This window comes from Myxacorys chilensis, assembly GCF_059505265.1.
The window spans coordinates 104441-122884 of sequence record NZ_JCACKG010000159.1; the positions used below are offsets into that span (position 1 = coordinate 104441).

At 49.0% G+C, this 18444-nt stretch carries 18 protein-coding genes; 8 read left to right on the forward strand and 10 right to left on the reverse strand.

Annotation, left to right across the window (positions count from 1 at the left end):
* Window positions 1–30 precede the first annotated feature (30 nt).
* Entirely contained in the window at window positions 31–1869 is a 1839-nt protein-coding gene (locus tag AC5JLB_RS12905) for a M23 family metallopeptidase (protein ID WP_495874232.1), read from the reverse strand.
* Window positions 1870–2270: 401 nt separating this feature from the next.
* The gene (locus AC5JLB_RS12910) at window positions 2271–3479 is read right to left on the reverse strand and encodes a M20 family metallopeptidase (RefSeq protein WP_495874233.1); all 1209 of its coding nucleotides are present in this window, start codon (window positions 3477–3479) and stop codon (window positions 2271–2273) included.
* A gap of 643 nt (window positions 3480–4122) precedes the next feature.
* Here AC5JLB_RS12910 and AC5JLB_RS12915 point away from each other — a divergent pair.
* From AC5JLB_RS12915 to AC5JLB_RS12925, 3 genes are all read left to right on the forward strand, one after another.
* Window positions 4123–4461 (forward strand): helix-turn-helix domain-containing protein, encoded by a 339-nt coding sequence (locus tag AC5JLB_RS12915; RefSeq protein WP_495874234.1) that lies wholly within the window; start codon window positions 4123–4125, stop codon window positions 4459–4461.
* A 268-nt stretch (window positions 4462–4729) separates the two neighbouring features.
* The gene (glgP, locus tag AC5JLB_RS12920; protein ID WP_495874235.1) at window positions 4730–6958 is read left to right on the forward strand and encodes an alpha-glucan family phosphorylase; all 2229 of its coding nucleotides are present in this window, start codon (window positions 4730–4732) and stop codon (window positions 6956–6958) included.
* Window positions 6959–7034: 76 nt separating this feature from the next.
* The gene (locus AC5JLB_RS12925) at window positions 7035–7511 is read left to right on the forward strand and encodes a Tab2 family RNA-binding protein (RefSeq protein WP_495874236.1); all 477 of its coding nucleotides are present in this window, start codon (window positions 7035–7037) and stop codon (window positions 7509–7511) included.
* Window positions 7512–7557: 46 nt separating this feature from the next.
* Here the strand turns inward: AC5JLB_RS12925 and AC5JLB_RS12930 are convergent, their stop codons facing one another.
* From AC5JLB_RS12930 to AC5JLB_RS12940, 3 genes are all read right to left on the reverse strand, one after another.
* Window positions 7558–7902 (reverse strand): DUF5615 family PIN-like protein, encoded by a 345-nt coding sequence (locus AC5JLB_RS12930; RefSeq protein WP_495874237.1) that lies wholly within the window; start codon window positions 7900–7902, stop codon window positions 7558–7560.
* A complete protein-coding gene (locus AC5JLB_RS12935) occupies window positions 7899–8192 on the reverse strand; it encodes a DUF433 domain-containing protein (RefSeq protein ID WP_495874238.1) in 294 nt (97 codons plus the stop codon). The genes AC5JLB_RS12930 and AC5JLB_RS12935 overlap by 4 nt, the downstream gene beginning before the upstream one ends.
* A gap of 118 nt (window positions 8193–8310) precedes the next feature.
* The gene (locus tag AC5JLB_RS12940; protein ID WP_495874239.1) at window positions 8311–8847 is read right to left on the reverse strand and encodes an SMI1/KNR4 family protein; all 537 of its coding nucleotides are present in this window, start codon (window positions 8845–8847) and stop codon (window positions 8311–8313) included.
* A gap of 138 nt (window positions 8848–8985) precedes the next feature.
* Here AC5JLB_RS12940 and AC5JLB_RS12945 point away from each other — a divergent pair, with 138 nt between their 5' ends.
* Both AC5JLB_RS12945 and AC5JLB_RS12950 read left to right on the forward strand, forming a co-directional pair.
* Entirely contained in the window at window positions 8986–9858 is an 873-nt protein-coding gene (locus tag AC5JLB_RS12945; protein ID WP_495874240.1) for an S-methyl-5'-thioadenosine phosphorylase, read from the forward strand.
* A 10-nt stretch (window positions 9859–9868) separates the two neighbouring features.
* The gene (locus AC5JLB_RS12950; RefSeq protein ID WP_495874241.1) at window positions 9869–10351 is read left to right on the forward strand and encodes a WbuC family cupin fold metalloprotein; all 483 of its coding nucleotides are present in this window, start codon (window positions 9869–9871) and stop codon (window positions 10349–10351) included.
* Here AC5JLB_RS12950 and AC5JLB_RS12955 read toward each other — a convergent pair.
* Together AC5JLB_RS12955 and AC5JLB_RS12960 are read right to left on the reverse strand one after the other, a co-directional pair.
* Window positions 10348–11097 (reverse strand): class I SAM-dependent methyltransferase, encoded by a 750-nt coding sequence (locus tag AC5JLB_RS12955; protein ID WP_495874242.1) that lies wholly within the window; start codon window positions 11095–11097, stop codon window positions 10348–10350. The two genes, AC5JLB_RS12950 and AC5JLB_RS12955, sit on opposite strands and share 4 nt — an antisense overlap.
* 462 nt (window positions 11098–11559) lie before the next feature.
* On the reverse strand, window positions 11560–12216 hold the full coding sequence (locus tag AC5JLB_RS12960) for a hypothetical protein (protein WP_495874243.1): 657 nt from the start codon (window positions 12214–12216) through the stop codon (window positions 11560–11562).
* Window positions 12217–12562: 346 nt separating this feature from the next.
* Between AC5JLB_RS12960 and AC5JLB_RS12965 the strand changes: the two genes are divergently transcribed.
* The 3 genes from AC5JLB_RS12965 (at window position 12563) to AC5JLB_RS12975 (ending at window position 15193) form a co-directional block, all read left to right on the forward strand.
* Entirely contained in the window at window positions 12563–13459 is an 897-nt protein-coding gene (locus AC5JLB_RS12965) for a M23 family metallopeptidase (RefSeq protein WP_495874244.1), read from the forward strand.
* Between the two features lie 402 nt (window positions 13460–13861).
* A complete protein-coding gene (locus tag AC5JLB_RS12970) occupies window positions 13862–14359 on the forward strand; it encodes a rhodanese-like domain-containing protein (RefSeq protein WP_495874245.1) in 498 nt (165 codons plus the stop codon).
* A gap of 168 nt (window positions 14360–14527) precedes the next feature.
* Window positions 14528–15193: an SOS response-associated peptidase gene (locus tag AC5JLB_RS12975; protein ID WP_495874246.1), complete on the forward strand. Its 666-nt coding sequence runs from the start codon at window positions 14528–14530 to the stop codon at window positions 15191–15193.
* A 23-nt stretch (window positions 15194–15216) separates the two neighbouring features.
* On the opposite strand, the gene AC5JLB_RS12980 is transcribed toward AC5JLB_RS12975, so the two are convergent.
* The 3 genes from AC5JLB_RS12980 to AC5JLB_RS12990 form a co-directional block, all read right to left on the reverse strand.
* A complete protein-coding gene (locus tag AC5JLB_RS12980; protein WP_495874247.1) occupies window positions 15217–16065 on the reverse strand; it encodes a helix-turn-helix domain-containing protein in 849 nt (282 codons plus the stop codon).
* The gene (locus tag AC5JLB_RS12985; RefSeq protein WP_495874248.1) at window positions 16062–16850 is read right to left on the reverse strand and encodes a pseudouridine synthase; all 789 of its coding nucleotides are present in this window, start codon (window positions 16848–16850) and stop codon (window positions 16062–16064) included. Before AC5JLB_RS12985 ends, AC5JLB_RS12980 begins: the two co-directional genes overlap by 4 nt.
* A gap of 273 nt (window positions 16851–17123) precedes the next feature.
* The gene (locus tag AC5JLB_RS12990) at window positions 17124–18431 is read right to left on the reverse strand and encodes an ATP-binding protein (protein WP_495874249.1); all 1308 of its coding nucleotides are present in this window, start codon (window positions 18429–18431) and stop codon (window positions 17124–17126) included.
* Between the last annotated feature and the right edge of the window lie 13 nt (window positions 18432–18444).

Consider the following 18444-nt stretch of genomic DNA (forward strand, 5'->3'; position numbering starts at 1 on the left):
AAACGGAGCTTGGTAAAGCCGATCGCACCCTTACGAATTGGCTCGCATCAACCGCACCTTCGCAGACTCTAACTGAGGGCTAGGATCGACCGTCACCCACGTTGAGCCATTTCGCTGCCGCGCTTCATAGTGAAGATGCGGGCCTGTCGAAACGCCAGTGCTACCAACCCGTCCAATCACCGCGCCCGGTTCTACCTTTTGTCCAGGGTTCACAAAAATCTCGGAAAGATGAGCATACATCGTGTCTTGCTTGCCGTTTTGGTGTTCCACCACGATCGCTAGTCCATATCCGCCTAACCGATCGGCAATGGCAACTTTTCCTTGACGGGTCGCCAGAATCGGAGTGCCCTGCGCTGCGCCCAGATCGATGCCAGAATGAAATCGCTTGACCCGCGTGACAGGATGAGTGCGCCAACCGTAGCTCGATGTGACTGGAACAGGGGCAGGTAGAGGATACACGACTTCACCTGCGGGATCGCTGATCTGACCAGACTTAGGAAGATTAGGGTTGTACGCTAGATTCGTTGAGGACGGATTCGTTGAGGACGGATTGACAACGGCATAATCACCATCACTCGACCCAACAAACTTATCGAAGCGAACTGCTTTGGAGTTTGGCGGGGTTAATTGCGGTGTCTTCGGCTCGTTTCTAAAGAGAGATTGCTTCGACTTCACTGGACTCTGAGGCAGATTTCTCGATTGAACGATGATCGGAACTCGGTCAATCTCTGGAACCGCCACTGGAATTTGAGTGATCACAGGAGCCTGAGCAACGGTCTGAACGACATGAGGTTTAGCTTGAGAGGATTTGGCTTGAGGCAGTTTAGCTTGAGCGGGTTTGACAATAACTGGAGCTTTAGCAACCTGCGTTGGTTTAGAAAGCGGACTCGTGGCTTGCATCGAGCCAATCGTTTCTAACACCTGCGATCGCACCTCAGAAGCAATTTCCGGGTCTTGTAGAGTTTTTCTGGCTTGCTCAAATTGCTGTCGAGCGGCAAATTGGTAGGCACGAGCAATCAGGGCTTCTTGCCGCTTTGCTTGTTTCGCAGCCTTGTCTTTCACCACAATCTCGGCTAACCGCTGTTCTAGCAGCTTTTGTTGCTGCACAAGTGCCGGGTTCGCAAGTCGCTGAGCGGACTGCTCTTGTGAGTTTTTCGGTTGATCCAAATTCTTTTGATCGATTTGCTGACCTAAATTTTGTTGACCCGCATCAGGAGTAGCTGGCGTGGCTCTCTCAGCAGTTGACTTGTTTAAGAGCTTCTCAACCGCAATCCGCTGATTCTTTACCTCCTTCTTCGGCTGAACTTCAGTTGCAGGTTGGGTCTTGAGGATCACTGGTTCGACGGAAACAGGTAAAACGGTTTGAGTAGGAACAATAATGTCTTTCGAGGAGGATATTTTTTTAGGCGTAGATGAAGGAGTTGAAGTCGTAGTTGCTACTTTTGTCGAAACTATCCCTTTTGATGACGATATCGATTTCACCGTTTGAGAACGGCTAAGCGAAGTAGCCTGTGCTTTAAAGACGGGTTTCGGGGCGGCGGCTTGAGAGGTATTTGGTGCTTTAGAAATGGGTTTCGGGGCAGCGGCTTGAGAAGGGGGCAAAGTTCTAGAAGGCGTTGCAGGAACTGTACGAGGGGCAGGCGTCGAGATAATGACTGGAGTCTGAATCGGAATAGGACTCGCAGAGATTAATGGAACTGAGATCGATTCCGGAATCGCGATCGCAGGCGTTGGATCTACCTTTGGGTTTGCCTGAGGAAGCGGCGCTTTCTGCTGAGTAACCGCGATCGCTTCTACAGGCTTGTCGTTGGCAAGTTGGGCATCTTGAACAGATTGCAATGCCAAGATTGAGGGAACTAGCTCTAACATCGTAGTCCTAGCGAGGGAGGGACATCCAGCTAGTACACTTCTCTACGTAGATTTCAGGATGAAATAATCTGCCTATATAAAGAGATCGCCTTTCTTCATAGAAACTTTATGAATGGAATAGGGTTTCCTCAGAACTAATACAGGCATCCAGTTGGCAGCAGATGTTGTAACGGATGTAGCGGATGTAGGATTCACGCACTCGTCCCCTCGATTCTTCAAGCTTGAGGGAGCTAGAAATGGAACTCTCCAAATTGGCAAATTGGAGGCAACGCCAATTGCGCAATCGGAATTAATCCTTCTACTGTTCCTCTACTACATCAAGTCAACTTGCGCGATCGCAACCTAGACGGAACTGTCATAGATTCAGTCGTTTCGGCTACATCCGCTACCAATCAATCCTCTTACTGGCAAAACCGCTCAACGCAGCGCACAAACATCTCAACCCCCATGCCCAATGCCGTTTCATCGAAGTCGAACCGGGGGTGGTGGTGAGGAAAGTCGAGCCCCTTCTGAGCGTTGGCAGACCCCAAAAAGAAATAGCAGCCTGGGATTTCTTGCAAGAAAAATGACATGTCTTCGCCGCCCATGGTTTGACAATTGGGGACAACACCGAGCGGTGACTCAATCACAGTTTCTGCAACCGACCGAACCAGATTCGCGATCGCGCCGTCATTGATCACCGGCGGATAGAGCGACTGATAGCTCAAGTCATAGTTTGCGCCGTGGCTTTGGCAAATTCCAGCAATAAGTTGCTCAATCCGTCGCTCAAAATACCCCGCATAATTTGAGTTGAAATAGCGTACCGTTCCACTCAAATGGGCCGTATCTGCAATCACATTAAGAGCGGTTCCAGCATGGAATTTGCCTACCGTGACGACTGCCGACTCAATCGGGTCAATATTGCGCGCCACGATTGTTTGCAGCGCATTTACTACTTGGGATGCCACCACAATTGAATCGATCGTCTGCTGAGGAATCGCGCCATGTCCGCCTTTACCTAAAATGGTGCAGTGAAAGGTTTCTACGGCTGCCATTAGTGCCCCCGCCCTCACTCCGGCTGTGCCCAGAGGTAGGTTATTCCACAGGTGGAGTCCTACGATCGCGTCTACGTCAGGATTCTTTAAGACGCCAGCCTCAATCATCGGTTTCGCTCCGCCCGGACCTTCTTCTGCGGGCTGAAAGATGATTTTTACCGTCCCTGCAAAATCACGATGATGGGCGAGATAGTAAGCTGTGCCGAGCGCGATCGTCACATGTCCATCGTGTCCGCAAGCGTGCATTTTGCCGTCGTGCTGAGACTTGTAGGGCACATCATTTTCTTCCTGAACCGGCAAAGCGTCCATGTCGGCTCGAATCGCCAGCACGCGACCAGGACGGTTGCCCTCAAGGGTTGCGACAATTCCCGTTTGGGCAATTTCAGTTTGGTGAGGAATACCCCAGTCTTGAAGCTTTTGGGCGATAAAGTCGGCCGTTAGTTTTTCGGTAAAACCAAGTTCTGGACGCTGGTGGAGGGTTCTACGCCACGTCACCAACTGGGGCTGGAGTGATCGGATCTCTAGGCGAATGCGTGATAAATGAGCCGAAACGGAACTCAGACTGGTAGAAGACATACAACCTTTGACCTTTTCCTTTTGTAGATAACGGCAGAGTAGAGATAACGACGAGAAGCATAGAGAAAATCTTATCCACCTCGTCACAGCTCTTGATTGGTGAACGGTCAAGGGAGCAAACCCCTAGCGTTTACATCCTCTATCTTTAGATTAAACAACTTCAGATTAAACGCCGTGGCAAACGCTCTTTTGTCAGTTCTGCATGGCATATTCAATGGCGCATGACTTGAAGCATGCAGAATTTTTATAGTTATAATTTTCGACGAAAATTCCTTATACGATCGCAAAGCTGAACAATTTAGAAGATTTGCATTACTGTTAGGTCAAGACAATTAGGTCAAGACAAATGGCTAGTACGGAGGATAGGAATGTTTACCCAGATCAAGATAGAACGGTATATAGCTATATATAATCAACTAAGGCAATTGCAGGGTAGTTCCTCAAATTAGGCTTAGCAGCAAATCAGCCTGCGCTCTAGAGTCAAAGCACTCTAGATTCAAAGGCGAAAATTATCGACGTAATTATCTTGGAAAAACCGCTCTGATTCAAAAATCTGTGCGCTTGGCTCCAAGAGATTTGCATTGCAAAGTCAGTTGAATCCTCTAGTACTTAGATCAGACTGCATCTTTACCAATTGGGAATTTTGACGCTTCGGAGTACCTATTATCGTCAGTATCTATTACCGTCTTTTAGCAACAGGGTTAGCTCTGCAACGATCGACATCATGGGAAAAGCAGGAAAGGCACTTAAACAAGTACTGTCTAGCCACGGCATTAGCCAAAACCGCTTGGCAGTGACCATGGGAATCAACCGTTCCACTGTTCATCAGTGGGTGAACGAGATCAGTGACCCCCTAGCTGAAGCTGTCACTGAAGTTATCAAAGCCTTGCGGGCACTCGATGGCACTGCCGCCGAGCAGTTTGTAGATCTCTATCTAGAACGGCACGTTCAGGAAGAAGATCGAGACCAGGAAAATTTGTAATTCGTAATCAATCGAGTTGAAAATCTTCAAAGTGTTTGAAGAATCGATAGACTTTTTCTGTCGATCAACAGGTTACGATGCAAACACGAACGCTTTTGATCGAAAACGTGTAGTTCACGACATCCCGTAAAGTTAAGCACGGACTGGGATCAAGGTAATTGCCCCCCTAATATTGGCGGGTTTGAATTTCGTGGAAATAGGTCAAGCTAATGTTTATTCAGACCTCTACGATTTAAGCTCCGCTTTGCAAACGCTCAGAGATTAATCTATGACTTATACTACGACTGCCGCTCCTGTTGACAGATTGAGTGCCAAATTACCATCGTCACTCAAACGGCTAGCAGACATTGCGTTCAACTACTGGTGGTGTTGGACACCAGATATGATCTCGCTGTTTCAGACGATTAGCCCTGAGGAGTGGGAGCGCTGTGGACACAATCCAGTCGCTTTGCTAGAAACCGTGAGCTATGAGCGTCTGACGCAACTGACCTGTGATCCCCAATACATGGCGCGGCTAGAAGGACTGGCAGATCAGTTCGATCGCTATATGAAATCGGATAGCACGTGGTCGAGCCGCGTTGCTCCACAAATCACGGCTGAAAACCCGATCGCTTATTTTTGTGCTGAGTTTGGCATTCACGAATCGCTGCCGATCTACTCGGGCGGTTTGGGCATTCTGGCTGGGGATCATCTCAAATCTGCTTCCGATTTGGGTGTGCCGCTGATTGGTGTCGGATTGCTCTACCGTCAAGGTTATTTTCATCAGCGCCTCAATGGAAGCGGCTGGCAAGAAGACTATTACACGAACAATCCGTTTGAGCAGATGCCGCTTGAACTGCTCAAAGATGAAGGCGGAGTGCAGCCCCTCAAATTTGAGATTCAGGTTCGCCACCGGACGGTCAAGATCCAGATCTGGAAAGCGCAGGTTGGACGGGTCAGCCTTTATCTACTCGATAGCGATCGCGAGGATAATGATCCCATCGATCGCTGGCTCACCGGACACCTGTATGGCGGCAACCAAGAGACGCGCATTGCTCAAGAAATCGTGCTGGGTATTGGCGGCGTGCGGGCATTACAGACGTTAGGCATCGAGCCATCGGTGCATCATTTAAACGAAGGTCACGCGGCATTCTGCTTATTAGAAGTGTGTCGCCTGGAAATTCAGAAAACAGGCAAATCGTTCTACGACATCGAAAAGTTGGTGCGCGATCGCTGCGTCTTCACCACGCACACACCCGTGCCGGCAGGACACGATGTATTCTCCGCCGACCTGATGGATTCGTTCTTCGCCAATTACTGGGATCAGCTCCGGTTGTCTCGTGAGCAGTTCTTAGCGTTGGGTGCTCGTCGATTGGGCGATCCCTGGGAACCGTTTGGCATGACAGTTCTGGCGTTGCGGCTGTGTCGCTCTGCGAATGGCGTCAGCGAATTGCACGGCAAGGTTTCGCGCAAAATGTGGACAGTGATGTATCCCGAAAAATCAGAGGATGCCGTTCCGATTGGCTACATCACGAATGGCGTTCATGCGGCAACATGGGCAGCTCCCTTAATGCAAGACTTGTACAACAGATACCTGGGTGAGGATTGGACAACTCAACTTGTCGATCCCCAAACCTGGGCAAAAGTCGATCAGATTCCCAATGAAGAATTGTGGGAGCGCCATCAAATTCTCAAAGAGCGGCTGATCGCCCACACGCGATACAAGGTTCGCCAATCACGGCAGCAGCGTGGCGAAGATGGCGGTTCGATTGAGGCAACCAACCGACTCCTCGATCCAACCATTCTGACAATCGGCTTTGCCCGTCGCTTTAGCCCATACAAACGGGGTGATTTGCTGCTGCGGGATGCAGAACGAGCGCTGAGGATTTTTAGCAATAAAGAGCGTCCGGTGCAAATTATCTTCTCCGGTAAGGCACACCCTAGAGACGAAGAAGGCAAGCGGATTATTCAACGGATTATCGAATGGTGTCGCAATCATGGCAATGTCAACGATCGCGTGGCGTTTATCGAAGATTACGACATGCATACGGCGCGGAAGTTGGTGCAAGGCGTTGATGTGTGGCTGAACAATCCCCGTCGCCCGCTCGAAGCGTCTGGAACCAGTGGTCAGAAGGTCTGCTTTAATGGCGGTCTGAATTGCAGTGTGCTTGACGGCTGGTGGTGTGAAGGCTACCAGGAAGATGTGAACGGCAAAGGCACGAATGGTTGGGCGATCGGTGAAGATGCCAACACCAGTGACCAAGCCCTACAAGACCGGATTGATTCCGAGTCGCTGTATCAGCTGTTAGAAGAGGAAATCGTGCCACTCTACTACGATCGCGATGAGAAGGGCATCCCTCACGGCTGGATTGCGATGATGAAAGGCTCACTGAAAACGAACTGTCCTGCCTTCAGTACGCATCGGATGATCGCGGATTATGTCGCGCAAGTCTATGCTCCTGGAACAAAAGCGTTTGAAATAACGCTGGCAAAAGTTCCGCAACAGAGCAGCTTCTAGTTCATCGTCGTAACTCGGTTGCTCACCGTTCGATCTCTCTGTTCGATAATGAGAATAACCGAGTTACGAATGATCTATGAGAAATCCTCCTCAGCCCATTCCTGATGCTTTTAGAGGCGATAGCTGGCGATTTGCGTCGCTCCCAGCGGGTGATGTCGTTGATGCCTTCCGCGATCGCCTCATTCCGTTTTTAAACCTACCCCACGAATTACAACCTCTAAACCTTGGGTTAGCCTCAACGCTGCCTATTCCAGGAGTTGTGTTTGATGGGGGACGGCGATCGCGGCAACTCGCTCAATGGCTGCAAGATTCCCAGCCTGTTTCTCTCAATTACATTGCCGGTGCGCCCGACGGACTAATTCTAGAAGCCGGAGAGCGCGATCGCTGGATTCTCAACACGTTTGATGACCCAGAGGTGCGATCGGCGGCGGAGCAGTACGAACAGCGTAAACACGTGAGTGGAGGGCTGCATTTTCTGCTCGTTCAGCCAGATGATTCTGGAATGACGTACACCGGAGTTTGGTTACTGAAGGCAGCGCATCCAAAGCCTTAAATTGAGTAATAACAGCAGCGACAGGCGTTTCTCTCATCTAAGAAGTTTATGCATACAGCAACTGATTCCTAATCTCATCCGCCATCAGCGAATTCACTAAAATGCCAATCCGTTGTGCTACCTCGTAAGCGCTTCTTTGAGGCACAACAATAATTCCAGCATGTTGTCTATTCTCCTTCATGTACTGAAGATGCAACCGCTCAAAATCGACACGGTTATGAGTCAAAATACATCTACCTACAGAAGCGGCGAATTCAAGTTGTTCACGGTCAGTTTTACCGAGGGCTGCTTGTTCAGGAACAGTTGCGACATTCAACCCGCGCGATCGCAACAGTGTGGCGACTAATGCCGACATGTCCTCATCCGTGTAGAGTGAAGCAAAAATTGTCACGATGCACCCAATACAGCCTTGACCGATGAGTGTACCCATTCATCGGGCACTTGGTTTCGCTCGATGTATTCATTAATCTCTGCCTGATGATCTAAGTAGAAGCTCAAGGCGTCAAATACTTGCGCTAGGGTTAGATGAGGCAAATGATTGAGAATTTCTTCTGGCGGAATGCCCAACCTCCACAGACTCACGATGGCTCGCACAGATGTCCGAGTGCCTGTGATAATTGGCTCTCCACTCAAAATTTCAGAAGTTCGGGTGACGTAACGGGAAGAGGTTTCAGCAGGCATCGGATTAGCTCGGTAAGTCTCCACTTCATCTTATCAGTGGCTTTCAGTTCAGTAGCTTTCCGTTCTCAAATAAGTCATGCAACAAAGCCTCACTATGTCGTAAAACTACTCAGGGTAGTTATGCTAACCCCTCAGCGGTAAAAGTTTGCTGAATGCCATCTTTCGAAGGATGAAGAGATTCAGGGAGTACATCAAATGCTCTTTCTCCCAAGCAATACTCTGTTACAAATTCAGAAAAACTTCGACCAACTAAGTAAGCCTTCGGCGAATTCACTTTTACAAAATAAATATCGTAGCTATCATCCTCAAGACTATATGCTCTTAAATCCCACAGAAAGTAATCTTGGGTCTGATCAGCACCGAAAATGAGAGCATTCTCTAGAACGTCATCTGCTGCTCTAGACTCGAAACGGATGTCTGTTTCTCGAAGCATTTCTAATGCTTGCCGTAAGTTATCTGAGATTTCCCTAGAAAACTCGACATCAGGCGGACAAAAAATATCTACAAACTCACCAAAACTGCCTGTTCCAAAGACGCGACAAAAATCCTTAAAGTCAGAGGGCAAAATAATTCTTGAACTTGACTCAAAGAGGTTTATTTCCTGATTAGAACAAGCTCGTAATCTTTCTCTAGAAATGACCTCAAGCCTACTCATTAGTGCTTACCAACTGTTTATATATGACATATTTCTCCTTTATTGAATATATTTGCCTTGTTTGGTGATGACATCAAGATTCAGACCCCACAAACACAGTAGAATAAACTCTGATCACTTCTAATCCTCATTCCGCTTATGTCTCAAGCAAAAATCGGCATCATTGGCGGTAGCGGTCTCTACACGATGGATGCCTTGAAAGACGTAGAGGAAGTGCGTGTTAAAACGCCGTTTGGTGATCCGTCGGATGCTTTGATTTTAGGAACATTGGACGAAACGCGAGTTGCATTTCTAGCGCGGCATGGTCGAAATCACCATCTGTTGCCGTCTGAGCTTCCGTTCCGGGCAAACATCTATGCGATGAAGAGTCTGGGCGTCCAGTATTTGATTTCAGCGTCGGCAGTGGGATCGCTGAAAGAAGAAGCGAAGCCGCTTGACATGGTACTCCCCGATCAGTTTATCGATCGCACCAAAAACCGTATTTCTACTTTCTTTGGAGAAGGAGTTGTGGCGCACGTTGCCTTTGGCGATCCGGTTTGTCTCAATCTAGCGAAGGTGCTGGGGGACGCGATCGCGAGTCTCAATCTCACCGATGTGACGCTGCATCGCGGTGGAACGTATGTCTGTATGGAAGGCCCTGCCTTCTCGACTAAAGCAGAATCAAATTTGCATCGGAGTTGGGGCGCGACGGTAATCGGCATGACCAATTTACCCGAAGCCAAACTTGCTCGTGAAGCTGAAATTGCCTACGCAACACTGGCGTTAGTCACAGACTACGACTGTTGGCATTCCGATCACGATAGCGTCACGGTTGAGATGGTGATTGGCAATCTTCGGCGCAATGCGACCAATGCTCAAAAAGTAATCCAAGAGACGGTGCGACGGTTGACCCAGAATCCACCTCCGTCCGAGGCGCACTCGGCGTTAAAGTATGCGATCCTTACGCCGTTGGATAAAATTCCTGACGCCGCTAAAGAAAAGCTGAACTTACTATTAGAAAAGTATCTTTAACCAACAACGTGTGGAATTACCGATTAAGCGCCTCACCCAAGACCTGCTCACGACGATCGCATCTCAGTCTCGCACGAGTTCCCGCCAGCGCCAAAACTACAACTTTCACGAATTAGACGAGCGGGTGCAGCGTTTTCTCAACGTCCTGCAACCCGGAACTTATGTGCGGCCTCATCGCCATCGCCGCGCCCCTAATGTGAACGGCTTTGAGTTTTTTTTGGTGCTACAAGGGGCGATCGCGCTGCTGATTCTAAACGAACAAGGCGAGGTGCTGCAAACTGAGCGAATCACCGCCAATGGCGAAACTCGCGGCATTGAGTTAGCCGAAGGAACCTATCACACGCTAATTGCGTTAGAACCCGATACGGTGATGCTGGAGATTAAAGAAGGGCCTTACAATCCCGCCTCCGATAAAGAATTTTTGGAGCAATTTCCAACGGAAGGCACGATCGAAGCTCAACAGTGGGTGAAAACCTGGGAAACCTTCGCCTAAACCACACCTTTCTGAAAAATCATCACGTGTTGTTGAGGCAAGCTATTGATCGTTTCTATGTAGGTTAAGCCCAACGATTCCTTCGGAGTTGCGCCCTGCGCTAATCGCAGTTCTTTCTTGACCTGTTTTTGCGTCATTTTGTGTAAGGGTTTGATCATCACAAATGGGTTTTCGCCGCGATATTCGACCAGTACAATGCGTCCGCCGGGTTTGACAGATTGCGCGATCGCGCTCATCATTTCTCGTGGATACTCCAACTCGTGATAGACATCCACCATCAATACCACATCAACACTGTTCTCTGGCAGATTCGGACTGGTGACACTGCTTAAAATCGGTTCAACATTGGAAATTTGTTTCTCTGCTTTGAACGCATTCAAAATCTCAATCATTTCGGGTTGAACATCCACGGCATAGACTTTGCCTTGAGGCAGGGTGGATGCAATCCGGAAGCTAAAGTATCCGGTTCCAGCGCCAATATCGGCAACAACATCGCTCGGCTTCAAACTCAGGGCGGCGATCACTTTTTGCGGTTGTTCTTCAGCGTCTCGCCCTGATCGCTCTAACCATCCGGCTCCTTCATAGCCCATCACATGAGCGATCTCGCGCCCCATGTAAATCTTGCCGATTCCATCCGAATTGTGTTGGGTACGTTGTTCATACACTGGAGCATCGGCATAAGCAACACTCGGAAGTCCCAACCAACACAACCCTACAATCAGCACTAATAAAAGGTTCCGCACCATCACAGTTCTCTAACCACAACGCCTTTACTTTACAGGATAGGACTCATGCAGAGAACCTTAACGCTATGGAATCACTTGCTTTTGGCTGCGTCGCCTCTCGTACTTAGTTGCAACCTGTGTGATCTAGCTGCGATCGCCTGTACATTCAGTTGCAACCTGTGTGAACTAAGATCACACGCTTGTAAACCTAGTTGCAACCTGTGTGATCTAACTGCGATCGCCTGTACATTGAGTTGTAACCCGTGTGATCTTAGTTCACACGCTTATACATTGAGATGCAACCTGTGTGAACTAACTGCGATCGTCTGTACATCAAAGTACAACCGAGCGATCCTAACTGCTATTCCTGCCGCGCGGATGAACTGATTTTGTCTCAGAAGAATTGCGCGATTGATTTAGACAAACAATCACGATCGCACGATTGATAAACTAACCGATCCCGGATCTCCTAATTCAGATTGCTCACCCAACACGGCTATATCGGATTAATCTTAGAAGAATAATCCCTGTGACAAAGCTACTAATTAGTCCTGAAATGATTCCTACAATTCCTAGGTGAATTGCCAGTTGCATAGGTGTGGAGAGATTTTTGAGTCTCCAATAACCCCAAGAGTCTATAAAATAAGCTCCACCCCGACCCGCACCCCAACCCATTGACCAAGCGTAAGCGTTTGTCAGACACCAAACCACACGGGTACGAAGCGTCCATCCTTGAATCCCGCCTAGAATTGCACCTCCTAGCAGCCCACTAACAGCGTTACTTTTGACAGTGCTCTGAATTGAGCCTCTAAAAGTATCAGGCTGATTGAAACTACCCCATACAGATAGGTTGTTGTTTATTAATCCAATTGTTGCGATTAAATAAATACCGAGTGTTGTACCCAGAATCCATCGAATTGGAATTCGCATCCCTTGGTCTTTAAGCTGTAACCATTGAACGACTCCAAGCACAAAGCCTGCAAACAGGCTACCGAGAAGACTAGGAGAAGCAAGGTCAAAGTCGCGAGGCGGAGGATAATACGCTCCTTCAAGCCAACCCGCTAACGCGAAACTCAGTCCTAAACTCAAGCTGCTTGTACTGATCCAAAGTAATAGTACTCTCAACTCTCTTAATTGCATGCTCTGCCTACTTCTATTAGTCAATGTGAATTGAAAGACACAGGAGCATCAGTCATTACTGATTGAGGGAAAAACAAATTGTTTCATGAGTGAGTCGCCTCGTCCAGATTCGGCAATCTAAATACTTCCCTCTTTAGCTGCATAAACCTTGAGGGTGTTTAAAGGATTTTTTCAGTACAATTTTGGCTGCATCTGTTTGTTAACTAGAAAATTGCACTAGTCCTTAACAATTCGCGCGGCTAAGTTTAGGGAATCGCTCATTAGACTCTCTGCAAGAGTTTTTCCCTCTCCTGATTGCTTGTAGACTGTTTATCGAATTGCATTCAATCAGGAGTTCTTGTAATCCATGCCTGTTCCTCACCAGGTCAGATCCATTTTCTCGTTCTTCAAATCGTCAGTTGTTCTCAACGTTGTGATTGCAGGATGTGTTGCGATCGCGCTTGTCGTATTTGCAAAACCTTCACAAGCAATGCAGGCGCAAGTTAGTCCCAGTAATCCTCAGCTAGGAGATACCATTTCGGTCGTTGTGCAAGCTGAAGGCGCGGCTCCGACAGTCACAATGGGCGCAAAAACCTATCCAGCGTTTGATATTGGCAACAATCGGTATCGCGCCCTGCTGCCGACGACCCCATTAGATCGTCCGGGAACCCTCGCTCTTAAAGTGAACGCAGGTAGCGACGTTCAAACACTAAACGTGAAGTTACGGAATCGCTCATTTCCAACTCAGCGAATTTGGCTTCCCCCCGGCAAAGATGGGGATGGCACAGACTTAGAGTTCGATCGCGTCGATGCCTTCAAAGCGATCGTCAGTCCGCAGAAGTTTTGGAACGGCAAGTTTGCCCGTCCTAATGTGGGGGAAGTAACGACCGGATATGGCTTGCGACGCTACTATAACGGTGTTTTTGCCAAAGATTATTATCATCGAGGCGTGGATTATGCAGGCAACTACGGCTCTGCGATCGTTGCCCCAGCAGCAGGACGGGTGATGTTAATTGGTCGAGAATCGCAAGGTTTCAAAATTCACGGGAACTGCGTTGGCATCGATCATGGGCAAGGCGTTGAAAGCATATTCCTGCACATGAGCAAAATCAACGTCAAAGAAGGAGATCTCGTTCGAGCCGGACAAACAATCGGTGCGCTGGGTGGCACTGGCGCAGCGACAGGGCCTCACCTCCACTGGGGATTGTACGTTCAGGGTCAATCCATCGATCCCTCACCCTGGAGAACTCAAAGCGTGGAATAAGCTGCTACTCAGTGCTAGAGAGTGGTTGTGATCGCCTGTAACAGCTTCAAATCCTCTAGAGAATGTCCGAGAAGAATACTGGCAGCGGAGGCACGATCGCCGATGAAGCAGATGAACGAACGACAGATCCATCTGTTACATCCTCTTCATACGTTCTTTAATCCGCTGCCAACCCAGATTTATCTTTCCTCAGAAACTCTCAGTACGAATGAATTATTCCTGAATATTTATATCTTTAGACGATCCCTGCCTTCCTACCTTAGAAAGATTGTCATATTCTCTGTCCCCCTTAAAGTTTCAATAGGTGAAAAACCGATAGGAGATTCATCGAACATTGCTCGTAGTTCGCAGCTTGAGTGTGAACTGTGAGTCTTAAGTTATCTTTACTGGGAATTTATTTTTATGGAAAATCCACAAGATCTGATTCAAAAAGCCAAGGACGCGCTGCCTAACGTTACTCCGACGCCTCCTGATCTTAAAAAAGAATCTTCAGTACACGATTTAAAGTCCCGCTTAGAGTGGGGTGAACCTGCACTCACGATTTTAGATGTTCGTCCTCGCGACGCTTACAATGACAGCCATATTTTGGGCGCGATGGAGTTCCCGATGAACGAACTCGTGGACTTGGCAAAAAATAACTTTGAGTCCCAGCGTGATCTTTATATATACGGCGCAAATGATGCAGAAACGTCTGAAGCAGCGTCTCAATTGCGTCAGGCTGGCTTCAACAGCGTGGCAGAACTTAGAGGCGGACTAGAAGCATGGAAAGCGATCGCAGGGCCGACCGAAGGTATTTCCGATTCCCGCACTGATACTCCTCCCCAAGCTTATAACGTTGCACAAAACGTTGCCTTCCACGCTAAAACTCAAGAGGCTGACTTTAAAGGCGTGAAAGAGTAAAGGCGTGAAAGAGTGATGCCAAAGAATTGGTGTTAAAGCGATCGCCCGACTTGTATAGATTGTGAACGAGAAGAATTCAATAAAGCTTGGCAGTTCTGAAGGACTGCCAAGCTTTTTATCAGATTTTATGGTTGCAGATTACGTAAATTACTCACCACGCGAATCAGTATGTGCGGTCGATTTTCTCTAGCCCAGTCGGCTGAAAGTATTGCAGAAACCTTTCAACTCAGCGCAGTTCCAGATTGGCAGCCTCGCTACAACATTGCGCCGACGCAAACGATTCCCGCGATCGTTCAAATCCTACAGCAGGATCGGACGTTCAAAACATTGCGTTGGGGCTTGATCCCGTCTTGGGCCAAAGACGAATCTATTGGGTCAAAACTGATCAACGCCCGAGCAGAAACGATCGCTGAGAAACCGGCCTTTCGCGATGCCTTTCGGCGGCGACGCTGCCTGATCTTAGCGGATGGCTTCTACGAGTGGAAAACACAATCAGGTCAGAAGCAGCCATTTTATTTTCAATTAGAAAGCCATAAACCGTTTGCCTTTGCTGGACTGTGGGAGCAGCGAGGTGCGGCGGGCGGTGAGGTTCTCGAAACCTGTACGATCATTACAACCGATGCCAATTCAAGCTCAGCAACAATCCATCATCGAATGCCCGTGATTCTCGATCCAGACGAGTACGATCGCTGGCTCGATCCCCGCGTGACTCAAACCGACGAGTTACGATCGCTGCTCGATCCATACTCAAGCGACCTGAAGATCTATCCAGTCGATCGCGCTGTCAATAGCCCCACTCACGACGCTCCAGACTGCATCCAACAGGTCGCCTAAAACCGCCTCGCGTTCAACAAATCTCAAGGCGAGGGCGACTCAACTACTGGCTCTACATAAGGCATATTCTCGGGCAAATTGGCAAACTGAGCATCAGGCGGAAATGCCCTTTCTGCGATCGTGCCAGGCTGCCCCATGATATTTGCTTGCTCGTCGTTAAATGCAACCAAAACTCCACCGGCGTTTCCGGCTCGGATGACGAGTTGTTTATCTGCCGACCACGTTTTCTGGCTCCCCTCCAAGAGGACGCCTTCAAACTCGGTTTTGCCGTCAGCAACGACTCGCACCCATGATTGCTCCGTCAATGTAACGCCCAAACGCACTGACTTTTGAACTCCTTTCGGCTGGTTCTTCGCACCCACCTTACTAACACTCAATTGTGCCGGGCTGACCGGACCTAACATGACCGATGGAATCGGTCGAAGCGTTTGCAGATCCGCCGTTGCAACTGGAGATTGAGCAGAGCGATTTACCAGGAGCGACAGCCCATTTACGGCAGCAACAATCAACACCATGTAGAGCAAATATAAGTGCATCGGGCGCAGTTGCGCTCCCGGCAGACTCCGCCATGATCGTGTAGAACGAAAGGCGGGTAATCCTGAAATCGTTGGAAACTCGCTGGCGAACTGAACACCATTTAGCCCGAGCGCATTTGCGTACTGACGCAAGAAGCTATGAATATAGACCGCTTCTGGCAGTTCCTCTAGCTTGCCTTGCTCAATCGCGCGTAACAGCCGCGGCTGAATTCGAGTTTTGCCAGCAATCTCTTCTAAAGGAATGTCTTTCTGCTGGCGCAGATCGCGAAGACGCATTCCTAGCTCGGTCAGCCGTTCGGACTGCTCCCGATTGTGCTGGAGAATTTGCCTCTTCATACGCTACGCTCCTTCACCTGTGCTGACAACATGACGACTTGTGAACCACTATGAGACTTTAAGGGGGACTTTAAAGAAGAAATTTCTGAGGGTTTCAAAAAACGGTACGTTCCGGAGGCAAGAAAAGTGTTACCCCGTCGCAAACTGATAGAGCCGATCGCACTTCGATGCAGGCGTCGAACAGGATGCCCTAGCTGCTCTGCAATCCGGCGGATCTGTCGGTTCCTGCCTTCTCGAAGCACAACGTGCAGCAGGGTTTGAGACTCTGAACGACGAATCACCTTGACTGTAGCAGGCAATGTCTGTCGAGTGTCTAACATAACTCCCTCACGCCATTGCCGCAAGACCGACTCCGAGGGAAACCCTTCTACCCAAACTTCATAGGTTTTAGCCACGTGATGGCGAGGATGAGTCAGATAGTTGGTCAATTCGCCATCGTTTGTTAAGAGCAAGGCTCCGGTCGATTCTACATCTAAACGACCAACGGGATGAAGTCCTTGGTGATACCGAAGTTCGGGAGGCAGCAGATCTAATACGGTGGAGCGTTTTTGCGGGTCAGTGCAGGTCGATACTACGCCAACAGGCTTGTTGAGCAGCAGATATAGTCGAGCCGGACGCGCCTCAACCTGCACCCGTTTGCCATCCACTTCAACTAGGTCGTGAGTCGGATCGGCTTTTTGCCCAAGCTCTGCGATCGCGCCGTTAAGCCGGACTCGCCCCGCCACGATCATCTCTTCCGCTTGTCGGCGGGAGGCGATGCCCCATTGGGAAAGAAGCTTTTGCACCCGTTCTTGCATACAAACTCGATGGCGGAACCTGTGGAACTGCTGGATCTCTATCAACCACTTACCTACATTCAAACTACGGAAGCAGCACCTGTATAAATACTAGTATGTATAAATATTACACGATCATGGATTCCGTTAAATAGCGTAAACTGCCTGCGTAGATGCGCTAAAAGTTCACAAATTGCAGTGGGGGTGTGCTGTCTAGCGTACAGGGAGATGCTTGAGTGGAGCACCTAAAACTAGTTTGATTTCAAATTCAAATCTTCTATGTCAGTTTAATAACGAAGAATGACTTAAAGGAAGAACAACTTGCAGCCAGGCCCCTCCCGTCTCAGGGTGGTTTCTAGCGTAAACAGTGCCGTGGTGAGCTTCAACAATCTGCCGAACGATCGCCAGTCCTAACCCACTACCACTACTCGGCTGAATCGAAGTCGCGGTAGAATCCCGCGATCGCTCCAGCCGCGATCTCGAGGGATCAGCCCGGTAAAAGCGATCAAACACGTGAGATAACGCTTGCCTGGGAAATCCTTGTCCGTGATCGATGACATCGATTCTCAGCCACATTTTCTCGTCGGTGTCATCCGTTTGAAGATGAACGTGAATCGGCTGCTGAATCGGACTGTACTTGATGCCGTTATCAAAAAGGTTGAGAAACACACGATGCAGTCGCGCCTCATCAGCGTTCACGATGGCCGACTCTAGACCTGTATGCTCTAAGTGTAGCTGTTTTTCAGTCGCTAGAGGTTCAAGACTATTCCACGCCGCATAGATCAGCGAGGTTACATTTACTTTTTTCAGGCGAAGTTGCTGAGTTGGATTCATCTCTAGCTGCCCTAAATCCAACAACTCTTGCACAAGCATACTGAGCCGAACTGTCTCATTTAGCAGCCGATCAACCCAATCGCGTAGGGGTAACTCTAGCCGAGATTGCAGCGTTTCTGCCACCAAACGAATGGAGGTCAGCGGCGTTTTTAGTTCGTGAGCGACATCCGATGCCCAGCGATCGCGCTGTTGAGTCAACGTAAAGGCTTCTTGTCGGTTTTCTAAAAACACACCGACCGCCCCATCAAAGAGAGGAATTGCTGATCCTCGAATCGGGGTTGTTCGGGGATCAGTCACATTTTCGGTATCGACGGCTGCTGGGTAGAATAGCCAGTCGCGCTGCCGGGGTTGCTGCGAATTCCGAGTTTTTTCGATCAGCGAATCGAGTTCATACGATCGCACTAATTCCAGCAGCAGTCGTGGAGGGTGTTGAACTCCAAACTGAATGCTCAGCAGCTGACACGCTTGGGGGTTACACCAAATCAGTTGATTTTCTTCATCGACCTGAATGTAGCCAATCGGTGCCGCGTTAACAATTTGTTTCCACGTTTCGATTACGTGCTCTAGATCGTGATTGATCTCCTGGTGATGCGCGATCGCAAGGGTCAGTTGTGATGTCAGCGAAATTCCCACCCCTGCCTGATCCGTGCTGAGAGCATGAGTTAGCTGCTTTAGCCGAGAACTCAACCGCATTCGGTAAATCAGCAATGCAGCACCACCGATCGCCAGTCCAAGCAGAAACCACAAAAAGCTCACAACATAATTCTAG